The following is a 16,081-nucleotide window of genomic DNA, read 5'->3' as shown; positions in this document are numbered from 1 at the left end:
TTTAGCCCTTCGTAAACATCGCGATGTAGTTCACGCCGGTATCGCGGGTTGTGCGCCAGCGCGGGGGCAGGTAGCTCATGCCGGCAATATCGGTCATGCGCAGACCAGCGTTCCGCGCCATGGCGGCCAGTTCTTCCGGCTTGATGAATTTCTTCCAGTCATGTGTGCCGACGGGCAGCATGCGCAGAAGGTATTCCGCGCCCAGCTTTGCCATCGCGAACGAACGCGGTGTGCGGCTCATTGTAGAGACGGCAACCATGCCACCCGGGCGGGTCAGGGTTGCAAGCATATGCAGAAAGTCCTGTGGATCGTTGACGTGTTCGATGACTTCCAGAGCTGACACGACGTCGAATTCTGCGCCTTCCTCGACCAGATCTTCCGCGCTGCCATTACGATAAGTCAGAGATGCGGCACTCGGTGGTAGTGGGTAGGTAGCCTGATGGGCGCGGGCGGCTTCGATCCCGTCCGGGCTTGCATCAAGGCCGAGTGTCTCGAACCCCAGCTTTGCAAAAGCTTCGCTGGCGAGGCCTGCGCCGCAGCCAATATCGAGCAGGGAAAGGCGTTTTCCTTCGGACGGCTTGAGAGAGGTCGTCCGGGAAGCGACCCAGTCCGTCCGCAGGGGGTTCATGGCGTGCAAAGGGGCCATCGGGCCACGTGGATTCCACCAGTCCTTGGCCAGCGCACTGAAATGGGCGATTTCGGAATCGGAAACGGAAGAGCGATGTGAGGTGCTTCCGGAAACGGTTTCTGAGGCCATCAGAACTGTCCTTCTGTGTGCCCGCATGATGCCGTCGGCTGGACGCGGCGTGGCGAGACGAGTATGTGGACCGGCAGAGTCTGTTCAGAAGACCGGCCGGCAAATCTGTTTTGTGCCGTATCCGATGCCAGACCCGAGCGCGCAACGCCAGACACGTACTGGAGCCTTATCCGCGATGTCCATGTCCGATACTCCCGTTCACGACCAGATTTCGGGTCGTGCCGATACTCTTTCCATGTCTGTGGATAGCGGGAAACGGAAAACGATCGTCATGAAATTCGGCGGAACATCCGTCGGAAATATTGAACGCATTCGGATCGTTGCGCAGCGGGTCAAGGCCGAGCATGCGCTTGGGCGTCGGGTGGCTGTTGTTGTGTCTGCCATGGCCGGTGTGACCAATCAGATGGTTGGATACTGTTCCGAACTCGATCCGCTGGCGGACCCGAAGGAATATGATGCCGTTGTAGCGTCTGGTGAGCAGGTTACGAGCGGTCTTGTGGCCATTGCGCTACAGGCACTGGGCGTTCCGGCACGCTCTTTTCAAGGGTGGCAGATCCCGCTTGTAACGGATGATGCGCACGGGAAAGCATCCATTGATGGCGTTGACGGCACTGAGCTGCTGAAATGCCTTGATAATGGGATTGTGCCGGTTATCGCCGGCTTCCAGGGAGTTGGTCCGGATAACCGGATTGCCACACTTGGGCGTGGCGGATCGGACACATCTGCTGTAGCTATTGCCGCCGCGATCCATGCGGATCAATGCGACATCTATACGGATGTTGATGGAATTTATACGACGGACCCGCGTATCGTGAAGCGTGCGCGAAAGCTGGATCGCATCACTTATGAAGAGATGCTTGAACTCGCTTCCGTAGGCGCCAAGGTACTTCAGACCCGCAGTGTCGGGCTGGCGATGCGTGAAGGGGTCCGTGTACGTGTGCTGTCGTCATTCTCCGAGACGGACGATGACAGTGGGTCGATTGTGGTGGATGAGGACGAGATCGTGGAGAAGGAACTGGTTGCGGGCATTGCCAGCTCGCATGATGAAGCAAAGCTCTCCGTCCGGCGTATTCCGGACCGTCCGGGCATTGCCGCGGCCATCTTCGGACCTCTGGCTGAAGCAAACATCAACGTGGACATGATCGTGCAGAGCACGGGCGTTGACCGCATGACGAACATGACCTTCACGGTCGGTAAAAGCGATGAGGCTGCTGCCCGTGCTGTTCTGGAAAGTGCTCATGGCATCATCCAGTATGGCGAGCTTGAGACGTCCCACAATGTGGTGAAGATCAGCGTCGTGGGTGTTGGCATGCGTTCGAATGCCGGGCTTGCTGCGACCATGTTCGCTACGCTGGCGGAACGTGGGATCAATGTGCAGGTGATTTCTACCAGCGAAATCAAGATCTCCGTCCTGATTGATTCGGAATACAAAGAGCTTGCGATGCGTGCACTGCACACCGCGTACGGGCTGGACAAGAAAGAGGAACCCTCTACGTGAGTGCAATGATGGACGCCCGCGAGACCCTGAACCGCCTTTGGAAGCCAGGATGTGACTTCCTAGGCAGCGAAGTCGCCATTCTTGGCGGCGCGATGTCCTGGGTGAGCGAGCGCAATCTTGTGTCCGCCATTTCCAATGCTGGCGGTTTCGGTGTGATTGCCTGCGGTGCCATGACGCCGGAGCGCCTTGAGGAAGAAATTGTTGCCACGCAGGCTCTGACGAAGCGCCCGTTTGGTGTGAACCTCATCACCATGCATCCTGAGCTAGAGCGTCTGGTGGATGTGTGCCTCGCACATAACGTATCCCACGTCGTTCTGGCTGGTGGTGTGCCGACAAGCGCGATCATCAAGCGCGTTCGTGATGGCGGAGCCCGTGCGATTGGTTTCGCGCCTGCGCTGGCACTGGGCAAGCGTCTGGTGAAGCTCGGTATCGAAGCGCTCATCATCGAGGGGTCGGAAGCTGGTGGCCATGTCGGACCGGTGTCCCTGACAGTTCTGGCGCAGGAAATCCTGCCGCACATCAAGGATGTTCCTGTCTTTGTTGCTGGCGGTCTGGGCCGTGGTGATGCCATCGTGTCCTACCTTGAGCAGGGCGCTTCCGGTGCGCAGCTTGGAACGATCTTTGCTGCGTCTGAAGAGAGCATCGCGCACGAAAACTTCAAGAAGGCGTTCCTGCGGGCCAATGCCCGTGACGCTGTGACATCCGTGCAGCTTGATGAGCAGTTTCCGGTCATTCCAGTTCGTGGTCTTGCCAATGCTGGAAGTCGTGGCTTCCTGAAGCATCAGGCAGAGACGATCCGCACGTTCCAGAGCGGTGGTGTCAGCAAGGAAGATGCTCAGCTTTCCATCGAGCACTTCTGGGCTGGTGCACTTCGTCGTGCCGTAATCGAGGGTGACGTCGAGAACGGGTCTGTCATGGCTGGCCAGTCTGTTGGTATGGTCAAGGAAGTCCGTCCGGTTTCCGAAATCATTGCCACACTCGTTGAGCAGGCTGTCGAAGCCATTGCGAAGCGGGAAGATCGCGTTCACGCTTCTGCCTGATCAGGTTTTATCAGCCATGTCTCCTCCCTCCGACCGTCCGATGCCGCTTCGCTCAGACCAGCCCAGTGTTGGCACGATTCTGCGTACGCGGCGGGAAGAGTTGGGATGGCAGATAGATGACGTTGCGCAGTGGCTGCGCATCCGGTCGCGTCTGCTGGTTGCTCTTGAAACTGATGATCTCTCGTCTCTGCCAGGTGTGGCGTATGCTGTCGGCTTCCTGCGGACGTATGCCCACGCTATGCAGTTGGACGCAGATGGGCTGGTTGCCCGTTTCCGTCGAGAATATCGCGGGGTTGTCAATCGGAAGACGGATCTCGTCTTTCCGCAGCCTGAGGGTGAGCGCGGGCTGCCCATTGGTCTGCTGGTTGGAGCAGGGCTTGTTGTTGTCGTGGCGGCCTATGCTGGATGGTATCGGTTTGCCTCGCATGACAGTCCGGCAGATCGCCGCATTCCTGCTGTTGCGGAACTGATGCCAGGTGCCGCGACGTCTGCGACCACGTCTCCTCAGGTGGCGTCTGTTATGCCAGGCAGGGCGCCAACTCCCGATCCCTCTCTGCCGCATGATCCACTTCCTGCGTCTGTCGCTCCAGTTGTGCCGGCTCCGGCACCACAGCCGGTTATTGCGCCGACTGAGTCTGCGACACCTGTAGCATCGCCAGCACCTCCTTCGCCGAGCGCCGAAGAGGATGACGGCGCGCCAAACAATACGGATCAGTTTGGCCCCGCTACAGATGTTCCTGCTGAAACTCCAGCTCCAGCTGTCCCCGTCGGGGCTGTAGTCGTGCGTCTGTTGGCGCCTGTCTGGATGCAGGTGAAGGACAAGGACGGTCATGTTCTTGTGTCTCGCGTGCTCAAGGCAGGCGAGAGCTGGCAGGGTGACGCGTCTGCAGCGCCGTTCCGCATGTCATTTGGCAATGCGGGTGGTGTTGTCCTTTCGACAGATGGCTGCACGAGCGCGCCGCTTGGTCGTCAGGGCGAAGTGCGCCGGAATGTTGAAGTTACAGCGGATGCCATCCGCTCAGGTGCATTCGGCAATGGTGTTGCTCTTCCGGCACAGCCGTTTGCCGTGGTGACTGCGCCTGCAGAGCAAAATGTTGACGGGTCGACTGCGGCCGCACCAGATGATTCGTCTGCGGCGCCTGCTGCGAAGCCTGTAATTCGTCGCCCTAAAAAAGCTCCTACGCCTTCCGCAGAAGTTTCTGCTGACGATCTGAATGCCCGGCAACTGGATCAATCGTCTCCATCGCATTAAACAGGGGGGTAACGCCCCTGACCCAAAGGACCCGGTTATCCCGGGCACGAAGAGGTAAATCATGAGCAGCTACCGCCCCTATCAGCACATCGAGCGTCGCAAGTCGCGCCAGATTCATGTCGGCAAGGTTGCGGTCGGTGGTGATGCGCCGATCTCCGTGCAGACCATGACCAATACCCTGACGTCTGACGCGCAGGCGACGATTGACCAGATCCGTCTCGCCGAACTGGCAGGTGTGGACATCGTTCGTGTGTCCTGTCCGGATGAAGCCAGCACGGCCGCTCTGAAGGAAATCGTTCATGAAGTGAACGTGCCGATCGTTGCGGACATTCACTTCCACTATAAACGCGCGATCGAAGCCGCGAAGGCTGGTGCGGCTTGCCTGCGTATCAATCCGGGCAATATCGGCAGTGCCGAGCGCGTGCGTGAAGTTGTGAACGCCGCCAAGGATTACGGCTGTTCCATCCGTATCGGTGTGAATGCTGGTTCGCTGGAAAAGCACCTTCTGGAAAAGTACGGTGAGCCTAACCCGGAAGCGCTAGTTGAGAGTGCTCTGGAGCACGCAAAGATCCTTCAGGATCATGATTTCCATGAGTTCAAGATCAGCGTGAAGGCATCTGACGTATTCATGGCAGTTGCGGCCTACCAGCAGCTTGCAGACTGCTGTGATCATCCGCTGCATATCGGCATCACGGAAGCGGGCTCCAAGCGTGCCGGTACGGTGAAGTCTTCCATCGGTCTGGGCAATCTGCTTTGGGCGGGCGTGGGTGACACCATGCGCGTTTCACTGTCTGCGGCACCGGAAGAAGAAGTGCTGGTGGGCTGGGACATTCTGAAGTCTCTGGGGCTGCGTCATCGCGGTGTGAAGATCATTTCTTGCCCGTCCTGCGCGCGTCAGGGTTTCAACGTGGTCGAGACAGTTCAGACGCTTGAAGATCGCCTCCAGCACATCAAGACGCCGCTGACGCTGTCCATCATTGGATGCGTTGTGAATGGTCCGGGTGAAGCCCTGATGACCGATATCGGTGTGACTGGCGGTGGCTCAGGTCGTCATATGGTCTATTCGGCTGGTCGTCAGGACCACACGATGCCAGCAGAAGACATGATCGAGCACATTGTGGACCTGGTTGAGACCAAGGTTGCCGCTATTGAGGCAGACAAGGCTCAGACAGAAGCTGAAGCAGCCAAGTTGTTGGACCCGGCGGCTCACTGATGTCAGGATTGCAGCCACCTCGCGGCACACACGACCTTATTGGCGACACGATGCGCCGTCACCACCATGTGGTGCAGACGGCCAGAGCTGTTCTGGAAACCTATGGCTTTGAAGAGTGGAGCACCCCCATCTTCGAAGATACGCGGGTTTTCTCGCGGACACTCGGGGAAACCTCCGATGTCGTCTCCAAGGAAATGTACACCTTTGAGGACCGGGGCGGCGAAAGCATTACGCTGCGTCCCGAGAACACAGCCTCAATCTGTCGTGCTCTTGTGACGAACGGCCTGACCCAGTCCTTACCTCAGAAGGCGTTTTATCACGGGCCGATGTTCCGTTATGAGCGCCCGCAGAAGGGGCGTTATCGCCAGTTTCATCAGATTGGTGCGGAGCTACTGGGCGCAGAAGGCCCTTTGCGAGACGCCGAAGTCATCACAATGGCCTACGACATTCTGAAAGCGCTTGGTCTTTCAGAGCATGTTGTTCTGGAAATCAATACGCTCGGGGATATTGCGTCCCGGCAGGCGTGGCGTGAGGCTCTGGTGGCGTATTTCCGTCAGCACGCAGATGCGCTTTCTGAAGAAAGCCGTGTGCGTCTTGAGGTAAACCCGCTGCGAATTCTGGACAGCAAGTCCGAGCAGGATCGTGCGCTGCTGGCAGATGCGCCGGCATTTGCGGATTATCTGAACGATGAGTCTCGTAAATTCTGGGATGACCTGCGGTCCTACCTGACGGCATTTGGCGTGAAGTTTGTCGAGAACCCGCGGATTGTGCGTGGCCTTGATTACTACAGCCACACGGCTTTCGAGTTTGTGACGACGAAGCTGGGTGCTCAAGGCACTGTTCTGGCGGGGGGGCGCTACGAAGGTCTGGTTGAGCAGATGGGCGGTCCTGCTGTTCCGGCAATTGGCTGGGCTGGGGGTATCGAGCGTCTGGCCCTGCTGCTTGAGGACGCGCCTGCTGTTCCTGCTGGAATTGCAATTGTTCCTATGGGAGACGAGGCTCTTCTCAAAGGTGCTGCGATTGCCCGGTCCCTGCGCGAGGCGGGGCTGCGTGCTGAAATTGAGACGCGTGGGAACATGAAGAAGCGCATGGAGCGCGTCGTGAAGTCTGGTGCATCTCATGCGGTTGTTCTGGGTGATGAAGAAATTGCGCGCGATGTCGTGCAGCTTCGTGATCTGGGAACACGTGATCAGCAGGAAGTATCTGTTGCGGATCTGGTTCAGGCACTGAAGGGCGCCTGACACGTGGCATTTGACGACAGGCTTGAGCGAATTGTTGCGCGGTCGGAGGAAATTCAGGCTCTGATGTCCGCAGGTGAGGCGACGGGGGAAGAGTTCACGCGTCTCTCACGGGAGTATGCAGAACTCGAGCCTGTCGTTGCTTCAATCCGGGCCTGGCAGGACGCCGACACACAGCGCGATGGAGCCAAAGCTCTTCTTTCTGACCCGGAAATGAAGGAACTGGCTCAGGCTGAGCTGGAAGAGATTGAAGCCCAGATTCCTGAACTGGAGCACAATCTCCGACTCGCTCTTCTTCCTAAAGATGCAGCGGATGAGCGTAGCGCCATTCTGGAAATTCGTCCGGCGGCAGGTGGTGACGAGGCAGGGCTTTTTGCCGCCCAGCTTTTCGATGCCTATCGCCGGTTTTCGGAGCAGAATGGCTGGCGTTTTGAAGTCATGGAATATGCCGAGAATGAAGTTGCAGGCCTGAAAGATGGCATGGCAACGATTTCCGGTCGTTCCGTGTTTGCTCGCCTGAAGTATGAGTCTGGCGTGCATCGCGTACAGCGCGTCCCGGCGACTGAAAGCCAAGGGCGCATTCATACGTCCACGGTGACAGTTGCTGTGCTGCCAGAAGCAGAGGAAGTGGACGTCACGATCAATGACGACGATCTTCGGATTGACGTTTATCGTGCGTCGGGTGCGGGTGGGCAGCACGTCAACAAGACTGAAAGTGCTGTTCGCATTACGCATATTCCTACCGGCGTCGTAGTGGCGATGCAGGAAGAAAAGAGCCAGCACAAGAACCGTGCCAAGGCTATGAAAATCCTCCGTGCACGTCTGTATGAGCGGCAGCGATCAGCTGCTCATGAATCCCGTGCCGCTGATCGGCGCTCTCAGGTCGGAACAGGGGACCGGTCAGAGCGAATTCGGACGTATAACTTCCCGCAAGGGCGTGTGACGGACCACCGCATCAATCTGACGCTCTACAAGATCGAACGCATCATGGCGGGCGAGTTTGATGAGATTATCGATGCGCTGACACGTGAAGAACAGACAGAGCTTCTGGCCGCTGAAGGCTTTTAAAGCCTCAGCTGCTGGGAACCGCGCAAACAGCAGCCCGTCCATGCCGATGAGTGGCGACGGAAGGGTCGTTGTAGTCTACCAAAAAAAAGTCTGTGAAATTATTGCTGCCAACAGCATCCAGGGCATGGTCTTGCGGGCTATGAAGCTGTCCGTCGCTGCTGACCTGATGCGTTTCCTGATGACCGTTGTGCATGATGGTGATTTCGCCGCACAGGGCATAGTCAACATCGTTGCGTCCGGCAGGCAGCGTGATGGTTTGGGTTTCTCGTGATTTGGATAAGCCGAGGCGGAAGGTCGCAACCAGGTTACCATTCAGGTAAAGGCGAGAGACTTCGGAGATTTCTTCAGGAGCACGTTCATCGGTGACGGTGAAGGTGCCAGGAAGTTCAGACTGGGCGCTGGCTGAATGCAGGGCGCATCCCAGAAGAAGGACCGAGAAGAAAAATGCACGTTTGGACTTCATGATCACAGGTATAGCAGGTTCACTGACAAAATGACTGCAAAAGATGACATTCTTCAGCGTGCAGCGGTGGTCTTGCAGCAGGCTGGACTTGAAGATCCTCGTCGTGAAGCCCGATTGCTGCTGTCTTGGGCCACGCATCGTGATCTGGCTGGATTGTTCGCTCTGAACGTTCTTTCGGAGGATGAAGCGAATCGCTTTGAGGCGGCTGTTCAGCGGCGTGCGTCTCGCGAACCTCTGGCTTTCATCACGGGTGAAACGGGGTTCTGGACTCTTGATGTTTTTACGTCACCCGAGACGCTGATTCCCCGGGGAGACAGTGAAGCTCTGATTGAAGCGCTCCTGATCGTTCGACCGGACAAGGCGGAGGCTCTTAGCATGCTGGACCTTGGGACGGGGACAGGGTGCCTGCTGTTGTCCGCGCTTTCAGAATATTCCCGGGCGTGGGGGGTCGGCGTTGATCTTGCACCTGGAGCGGCACTTCTGGCCCAGCGGAATGCGGTTCGGAACGGACTGGAAAAACGTAGTGCGTTTTTGGCAGGGAACTGGGATTCCGCCCTGAACGGGCAGTTTGATGTCGTGATTTCCAATCCCCCTTATATCGAGAGTGCTGACGTGCCCGATCTGATGCCGGAGGTCTCGCGTTATGAGCCCGCCCGGGCGCTGGATGGAGGAACGGACGGCCTGGATGCCTATCGGTTGTTGTGTGACGCGTTACCCCGACTGCTTGTGCCGGGGGGGCATGCCATTCTGGAAATGGGCATTGGGCAGATCGATGCTGTGTCCGAACTGGGGAGCCGGCGAGGGCTGAAAGAGGTCGCGCGGCATGATGATCTGGGGGGCATCGCACGCGCTCTTGTTCTGCAGCGGACAGAAAACTGAGGAAAGACGTTGGCTTAAGGGCCGAGAGTTGGTATGACCCAAAAGCTACGTTTTGGAGTGAAGGCCGTAATGGCGGTTTTTTYCTCACGGAGTTGCTCCTGTTGGCCGTCTTTCAGTAAGCCGGTAACAGATGAGAAGGCTGGCCAGTGTCCAGCCACAGCGAGATAGACAGACGTCTTTTCGACAGCGGCGGATGCATCCTTCTGCAAGGGCAGAAGAGGGGCCCGCCATCAGGAAAGTGCATCACGGGTCGATGAATATGAAGCGTATAAGAGGCCGGCATCATCGTGCAGGCGGCGGGACACCACGCACAAGTAGTTCCCAGACCCCTCTGAACCGCAACCATGTGTTTGACAGCAATGGCCCGGACCTCAGAATTCGCGGAACTGCTCAGCAGCTTTTCGAGAAGTATCTCCAGCTTGGTCGGGATGCCACCGGAACGGGGGACCGTATTCTTGCGGAAGCCTATTTCCAGCATGCCGAGCACTATTTCCGCATTCTTAATGCGATGAATCAGGCGGCCCAGCAGAGTCAGCAGGAGCGCAACGAGCGTCAGGCGCAGCGTCAGCGCGCTTATGAAGATCGTCGTGAGCCACATGGCGAAGAAAATTATCAGGGCGGCGACCGTGAAGGTGGCGAACAGCCTTCCTTCGAGGCCCAGCGGCCTCAGGACGCTTCAGCCGAAGCTGAATAAGATTTGAAAAAGAGCCGGTCCTGAAAAGGTCCGGCTCTTTTTTATATCCGTCCTACAAACCGTTCGGGGAGGTGCCAGAGCTCGGTTCCATTGATGTGGAGGTCGAGCCGGTACTGGTCATGATTGCGGTCAATTGCGCTTTGTTCGACCGCATGACGCCAGTTCTTCAGCCGCTGGTCCTGCTGATCGAATGTTGGGTGGACAATCGGAAGGCCTGCCATGTTGCGGAGCATGTTCTCCCAGTCCTGATCAAGGAGGCGCTGGTGCTGGCCGGCAATTTCTGAGCTCCAAGGCTGCGTTCGGGTTCGATTCAGACGTCTGAGGCCGGAGGCAAGGTCGGCGTAACGCAGGTGGAAAAGAAACAGCGGTGCTGTCAGCTGAGGGCTGACTTCTTTGCAGCAATGAAAGCCGGGCGCCCACGTTACCGCGGCGCGGATAAGTACCGGCTTACACATTGCACTCGAAAATCGTAAATGCTGCCTCTGGATTGAAACCGGGCGACTATAATCGAAGTCAGTCTCGCTGTTGGGCAGATGGATGACATCCAGCCCGGTAGCTGTGACGACAGGGCTACTATTGGCAATGGCAAAATGGGTGAGGGACGGGTACATGGCAGGATCTGCCAGGAGAAGCTCATCCACATCACTGTAAATGACGCTATCATACCATTCGAGAAGACTGGCACAGAATGCGCCAATGGCACGCGTACGTCGTTCGTCATCCTGAGGAGAGCGGGGAATTCGGATCCTGTTGACCTGACCAAGATGATCCGTCGATCCGTCATTGGAGCCATGGTCAATAACGTAACATGACGCTTCGCCGACCTGAGCGCCATAATGCCGACGCCAGATATGAAGATGTTCTGGCTCGTTATAGGCCATGGTGACGACGGCAAGAGGCTTCTTGATCATGTCAGCATGATACAAAAATGCTTTCAGATCAGATACCTGAAAGATTTTTATTTAATTTTAGGAAAATATGGATGGTAGCGGTGGACGGATTTGAACCGCCGACCAAGGGATTATGATTCCCCTGCTCTACCACTGAGCTACACCGCCATCCCACCGGGCAACCCGGCGTTGAGGCCGGTTTTTAAGGGGGATCTGTTGGTGTGTCAACACGTTATCAAAAGGAAAATGCAGGATTTTAGTCACCGCATTTTTCACAATGGTCATATCTGTTATGGTTTTCTGAATCCCTCAATTCCCTCTTGATATGGAGCTTCCTGCCTAGTGACGCAGCACTTCGTCAGCACGCTGTTTGCCGTAAGGTCTTATTTTACGTGGCTTCCGGCAGCCGTTGTTTCTGTTCTGATGCTCGCGGTCGTGGGTATTCTGGCTTTTTATTGCGGTAATCTCGTAACGTCCCTGACGTTGCGGATCCCCGGCTCCCGAAGTGGTGCACTGATCCGCCGGATCGTGGCTGCGCTTCGGCGTCCAACACGGATTATGATCGCACTGCTAGCGATGATTGCGGCTTTGCCTGCCGTGACAGGCTTTGCCTACGAGACTGAACAGAACCTCAGACTCTTTTTTCTGTTCCTGCTGGTTCTGACGTTTGGCTTCTCTGCCATCATCGTTTTCCGGATCATGACGGAAGCGTATCTCAATCGGCTTTCTTCAAGAGAACAGACCGACGACATCATGATCCGTACGCATCAGACGCAGATCCGCGTTCTGAGGCGTCTGACGGAAATCATGGTGGGCATTGTGACCGTGGCGTCCGCCCTTATGCTGTTCCCTTCCGTGAAACAGTATGGTGTGTCGCTCTTTGCTTCGGCTGGAGCCGCGTCACTGATCGTGGGTCTTTCTGCGCGCGGCTTGCTGACCAATCTGATTGCAGGCGTGCAGATTGCCGTGACCCAGCCCATTCGTATGGAAGATCTCGTCATCATCAATGGTGACTGGTGCTGGGTTGAGGAAATCAACGCGACATATGTTGTGCTGCGGGTGTGGGACTGGCGCCGTCATATTGTACCGATTTCTTACTTCCTGGAGAACCAGTTCGAAAACTGGACGCATAATTCTGCGGCGATCATCGGTGTTGTGTTCCTATGGCTCGATTATGAGGCGCCAATGGATCGCATCCGGGAGATGCTCAATGAGATCATCCGCACATGCCCACTTTGGGACGGCAAGGTTTTTGATGCGCAGGTGGCGGACTGTAACTCTCAGGTGATGTCGATCCGTATTATCGCCAGTGCACGCAATGCTCTTCAGAGCTGGGATCTGCGGTGTGATATCCGGGAAAAGATTATCACGCGGATCAGGGAAGAATGCCCGGAGGCTCTGCCGCGGGCACGTTTTGCCATGATGCCACCCCGGCCGGGGGCTGAGGCCTGGCCAAGCGAGCTTTTGTCTCCAAAAATCGATCGGCCGCCGCCGGGAAGTTATATGGGCCCAGGAACGCCGGGAGCCTGAGACAGGAACCATCGCTTCGGCGGTGGTTTTTTCTTTTGAGGGACGTAGCCGCTCTGCATCTGGCCGGATCAACTGATGGCTGTTACGTCGGATTGGAGTGTTTCTGCTTGAAACATGAATGCCGGATCTTGTGCAGGACTGAAGAAGATATGTCGGAACATCCTCAAACCATTCAGATCTTTCTTCCGTCAGGTGACCCGCAGGGCATTCGTACCGCAGCCATTACCACACGTATTGTGCAGGTGATTGAAATTCCCCGAGTGCGCCTTGAGTCCTTTCTGGAGATGCCTGAAGCCGGGTTTGTTGGTGTGTATGTTCTTTTTGGTGAGAATGAACAGACTTCCGCGCCCATGGCTTATGTGGGGCAAACAGGGAACCTCGGTACGCGCCTGAAGCAGCACAATGAGAAGAAGGATTTCTGGAACCGCGCAGTTGTGGCGTTATCTTTGACGCAGAGCCTGACGCTGACGCACGCTTATTATCTGGAATGGTTGTCAATCACTCGGGCCGCGAAAGCGCAACGCTTTGAGTTGGATAACGGTACGATCGGTACCAAGCCGCATACGCCACCAGCGATGGAAGCCGAATGCCGGGAAATCTTTGAAACGTTTGATATTTTGCTGACGACGCTGGGCTATCCGCTCTTTGATCCATTGATCAGGGCGCGTGTTGTTCAAACTCCAATCATCACTCCGCATCACACCTATAATCCTGTGGCATCGGAAGATGTGGAACAGGAGTTTTATTGCAGAGCATCCGGAGTGAATGGCCGGGCGCGGTATACTGAGGAAGGTCTTGTAGTTCTCGCTGGATCGTACGGGAGAACAGAGGTTTCCGAAGCGTTTCTGAAAAACGGATACTATCAAAAGCGGCAGGACTTAATTGATCAGGGCGTTCTGAAGGTGGAGGGAAGTCGTGTCATCTATACGCGTGACACGCTTTACAAATCCCCCAGCTCATCCGCCGCTTATTTGCTCGGGCGGTCGGCTAATGGATGGTTTGAGTGGAAAAACAGCGTCGGTGTGTCTCTTGGAGAAGCCATGGGCCGCTATGGTGCCACGGAAGAAAGCGTTGTCGAATAAACGCTATTCTACCGTGAAACGAGACTTTCACCCTGCCATTGTGGAATTGCGGCGTCCGTAAAATACATATGTGACGATGCCGAGAATGACGTAGCTGGTGAGGAGAAAAAGCGGCACGGGATTACCGTTGGCAACGGAGTGGATCATGTCCGTGACGAGTGGAATGGTCATGAACAGGCAGAAAATAATCCCGAGCAGTGGTGTTATACCGATCCAGAAACCACGCACCCGGAACCCGCCCAAGGGGACACTGAAAGGCCGATGCAGATCTGGCCGTGTGTTCCGCTGCCAAATGACCGTAAAGCACACGATACCAAAAGCTGCTGCTGTACCGATTGAAACCAGATCACTGATAATGTCGATGGGAAGCGTTGCCGTCATAATGGCAACGATGATTCCCAACACGATCGTGCCGAGCCAAGGGGTGCGGAATTTGGCATGAACCTTGCCGAACAGCGAGGGGATCAGGCCGTCACGGCTCATTGTCATGAGCACACGCGACTGGGCATACATCAGCCCCATCAGAACGGAACACAGTCCGATGGTTGCGCCCACATTAATGAAAATGGACAGCCAGGGCGTGTTCATTACGCGCACAGCGATGGCCAGTGGGTCCGGAACGTCCAGATCTCGGTAAGGGACGATCCCGAGAAGAACCGCAGCAACGATGATGTACACAATCGTGCAGATCAGAAGGCTGCCGATAATCCCGATGGGGACATCCCGTGTCGGGTTCTTCGCTTCTGCTGATGCAGTCGAGACGGCTTCAAATCCGACATAAGCGAAGAAGATGATCGACGCTGCCCGAAAGATCCCTTTGACACCGTAGTGAAAGCCACCTTCGTTGGGCGGAATAAACGGGTGCCAGTTTGCGGGGTGAATGGCATGGATGCCGAAGGCAACGAACAAACCAAGAACGCCGACCTTCAGGATAACGATCAGCGTATTAACGCGGGCAGATTCCTCAATGCCACGCACCAAGAGGCCGGTTACCAGGAAGACTGCCGTCAGGCCGATAAGATCCAGTCGCCAGCCAGCGCTAATGGCAGTGCCATCCGAACCGGGGACGGGTTGCAACGTCGCCTGAGTAAGGCTGGCAGGAATATGGATACCAAAAACGGCAAGGAGAGACGACGCATAACCGGATAGTCCGGCGGCGACGGCTGCACAGGAAATTCCATATTCCAGAAGGAGAAGCCACCCCACGATCCAGGCTACTTTCTCACCCATGGAGATGTAAGCGTAGGAGTATGCCGAGCCCGAGACCGGAAGCGTGGATGACAACTCGCCGTATGAGAACGCGGTGAAGAGGCAGGCGAGGGCGGCCACCACGAACGAAACAAGAACAGACGGTCCTGCATATTCGGCAGCAGCCGTTCCAGTCATGACGTAAATGCCTGCGCCGATGGTGGAGCCGACGCCCAGCAGAATAAGCTGCGTGGCCGTGAGGCTGCGTTTCAACCCGTGCGCTTCATTCTCGGACATGATCTGTTCGAGACTCTTTCGACGGGCAGCCGTGGCTGAGGCGGATGAGCTGGATTGTATCGGAAGTGGCATGATCCCTAATCTGCCGGGAAAAGCGGCGTCTGGAAAGGTTTATAGAACGATGAGAACGCCTGCCAGCAGGCCAGCAGCAATGCAGTAGATGCCGAAAGGCTTGAGAGCCCATTCGTCATGATTGCGGAAGAAGCGCAACATCAGGAGAGAACAGATAAGAGCTGTGATGCCGGCAGCGATGGCTCCCACCACGCACTGAAACATCACGTCGTGGGAAATCGTCATGTGTCGCATCTGCCAGCCTTCCTTGACGGTCGCTGCCAGAACGACCGGCTGGGCCATGAGCAGGGAGAAACGGGCGGCGGTGCCGTGATCCAGTCCACGCAGAAGACCGCCATTCATGGTGGCACCTGAACGCGACAGACCTGGGAACAGGGCAAGACACTGCCAGAACCCGATAATCAGAGCATCCTTGGGAGACAGGGAAGAAATCGGACGGTGATCCGCCTGTCCGCGCTGTCTGCGGAGCCATTCCGTGACCAGAAGCAGCAGGCCATTCAGAACCAGGAAGCCTGCGACGGCCAGAGGCGCCCCGAATATGGACCGCAGGCTATGCTCAAAAAGCCCACCGAAGATGACGGCCGGGATGGTCGCGATGACGAGAAGACCAAAAACCCGAATCGATTCAAGCTGGTTGTATCGGCCGTGCAGACCGAGCATCCCGCGAAGGATGGCCATCCAGTCGCGCCAGAAGACACCAGCCAGAGCCACAAGGGTTCCGACGTGCAGCATTGTCAGAAATGGCAGGAACATTTCCGAATGTTCATCCAGGTTCCAGTGAAGGATACCGGGCAGCAGAACGGCATGGCCGAGGCTACTGACGGGGAAGGGCTCAGTAATGCCCTGAACGATGGCGAGAATGATGGCCTGAAAAAGCGTCATGGAGCCTGCACGGATGGGCGGAAAAGGAAGTCACTTGC

The 16,081-nt window shown here is 56.5% G+C and carries 15 protein-coding genes and 1 tRNA gene; 10 read left to right on the top strand and 6 right to left on the bottom strand.

The window, feature by feature from the left end; translation table 11 throughout:
* Position 1 precedes the first annotated feature (1 nt).
* The gene (gene ubiG / locus KP707_RS07770; protein ID WP_211502731.1) at positions 2-757 is read right to left on the bottom strand and encodes a bifunctional 2-polyprenyl-6-hydroxyphenol methylase/3-demethylubiquinol 3-O-methyltransferase UbiG; all 756 of its coding nucleotides are present in this window, start codon (positions 755-757) and stop codon (positions 2-4) included.
* A gap of 175 nt (positions 758-932) precedes the next feature.
* Here ubiG and KP707_RS07765 point away from each other — a divergent pair, with 175 nt between their 5' ends.
* From KP707_RS07765 to prfA, 6 genes are all read left to right on the top strand, one after another.
* Entirely contained in the window at positions 933-2,255 is a 1,323-nt protein-coding gene (locus tag KP707_RS07765; protein ID WP_064273181.1) for an aspartate kinase, read from the top strand.
* Positions 2,256-2,260: 5 nt separating this feature from the next.
* On the top strand, positions 2,261-3,295 hold the full coding sequence (locus tag KP707_RS07760; RefSeq protein ID WP_211502841.1) for a nitronate monooxygenase family protein: 1,035 nt from the start codon (positions 2,261-2,263) through the stop codon (positions 3,293-3,295).
* Between the two features lie 16 nt (positions 3,296-3,311).
* A complete protein-coding gene (locus KP707_RS07755) occupies positions 3,312-4,547 on the top strand; it encodes a helix-turn-helix domain-containing protein (RefSeq protein ID WP_211502730.1) in 1,236 nt (411 codons plus the stop codon).
* A 61-nt stretch (positions 4,548-4,608) separates the two neighbouring features.
* Positions 4,609-5,760 carry a flavodoxin-dependent (E)-4-hydroxy-3-methylbut-2-enyl-diphosphate synthase gene (ispG, locus tag KP707_RS07750; protein ID WP_046901473.1) on the top strand — a complete coding sequence of 384 codons (1,152 nt, stop codon included), beginning with the start codon at positions 4,609-4,611 and terminating at the stop codon, positions 5,758-5,760.
* Positions 5,760-7,001 (top strand): histidine--tRNA ligase, encoded by a 1,242-nt coding sequence (gene hisS / locus KP707_RS07745; RefSeq protein ID WP_064273183.1) that lies wholly within the window; start codon positions 5,760-5,762, stop codon positions 6,999-7,001. The genes ispG and hisS overlap by 1 nt, the downstream gene beginning before the upstream one ends.
* Positions 7,002-7,004: 3 nt before the next feature.
* Positions 7,005-8,066 (top strand): peptide chain release factor 1, encoded by a 1,062-nt coding sequence (prfA, locus tag KP707_RS07740; protein WP_099212338.1) that lies wholly within the window; start codon positions 7,005-7,007, stop codon positions 8,064-8,066.
* Between the two features lie 4 nt (positions 8,067-8,070).
* Here the strand turns inward: prfA and KP707_RS07735 are convergent, their stop codons facing one another.
* Positions 8,071-8,529 (bottom strand): hypothetical protein, encoded by a 459-nt coding sequence (locus tag KP707_RS07735; protein WP_064273185.1) that lies wholly within the window; start codon positions 8,527-8,529, stop codon positions 8,071-8,073.
* Positions 8,530-8,559: 30 nt separating this feature from the next.
* Between KP707_RS07735 and prmC the strand changes: the two genes are divergently transcribed.
* Both prmC and KP707_RS07725 read left to right on the top strand, forming a co-directional pair.
* Positions 8,560-9,408: a peptide chain release factor N(5)-glutamine methyltransferase gene (gene prmC / locus KP707_RS07730; RefSeq protein WP_211502729.1), complete on the top strand. Its 849-nt coding sequence runs from the start codon at positions 8,560-8,562 to the stop codon at positions 9,406-9,408.
* A 259-nt stretch (positions 9,409-9,667) separates the two neighbouring features.
* On the top strand, positions 9,668-10,102 hold the full coding sequence (locus KP707_RS07725) for a DUF4167 domain-containing protein (RefSeq protein WP_373687787.1): 435 nt from the start codon (positions 9,668-9,670) through the stop codon (positions 10,100-10,102).
* 41 nt (positions 10,103-10,143) lie between these two features.
* On the opposite strand, the gene KP707_RS07720 is transcribed toward KP707_RS07725, so the two are convergent.
* Entirely contained in the window at positions 10,144-11,013 is an 870-nt protein-coding gene (locus KP707_RS07720) for a glycosyltransferase family 2 protein (protein WP_211502728.1), read from the bottom strand.
* 72 nt (positions 11,014-11,085) lie between these two features.
* Positions 11,086-11,160 (bottom strand) — tRNA-Met (locus KP707_RS07715).
* Positions 11,161-11,334: 174 nt separating this feature from the next.
* On the opposite strand from KP707_RS07715, the gene KP707_RS07710 reads away from it, so the two are divergent.
* Both KP707_RS07710 and KP707_RS07705 read left to right on the top strand, forming a co-directional pair.
* Entirely contained in the window at positions 11,335-12,522 is a 1,188-nt protein-coding gene (locus tag KP707_RS07710) for a mechanosensitive ion channel domain-containing protein (RefSeq protein WP_211502727.1), read from the top strand.
* A gap of 149 nt (positions 12,523-12,671) precedes the next feature.
* Complete coding sequence (locus tag KP707_RS07705) at positions 12,672-13,604, top strand: GIY-YIG nuclease family protein (RefSeq protein WP_211502726.1); 933 nt, start codon at positions 12,672-12,674, stop codon at positions 13,602-13,604.
* Between the two features lie 27 nt (positions 13,605-13,631).
* Here the strand turns inward: KP707_RS07705 and KP707_RS07700 are convergent, their stop codons facing one another.
* Positions 13,632-15,161, bottom strand: coding sequence for an APC family permease (locus tag KP707_RS07700; RefSeq protein ID WP_211502725.1), 1,530 nt, complete (start codon positions 15,159-15,161; stop codon positions 13,632-13,634).
* Positions 15,162-15,200: 39 nt separating this feature from the next.
* Complete coding sequence (locus KP707_RS07695; RefSeq protein WP_046901482.1) at positions 15,201-16,043, bottom strand: undecaprenyl-diphosphate phosphatase; 843 nt, start codon at positions 16,041-16,043, stop codon at positions 15,201-15,203.
* Positions 16,044-16,081: the final 38 nt, after the last annotated feature.

The organism is Gluconobacter sp. P5E10, from assembly GCF_018812145.1.
GTDB classification, from domain to species: domain Bacteria; phylum Pseudomonadota; class Alphaproteobacteria; order Acetobacterales; family Acetobacteraceae; genus Gluconobacter; species Gluconobacter cerinus.
Note: the sequence above shows the minus strand (reverse complement) of the source record. Positions and strands in the feature narration are given on the sequence as shown.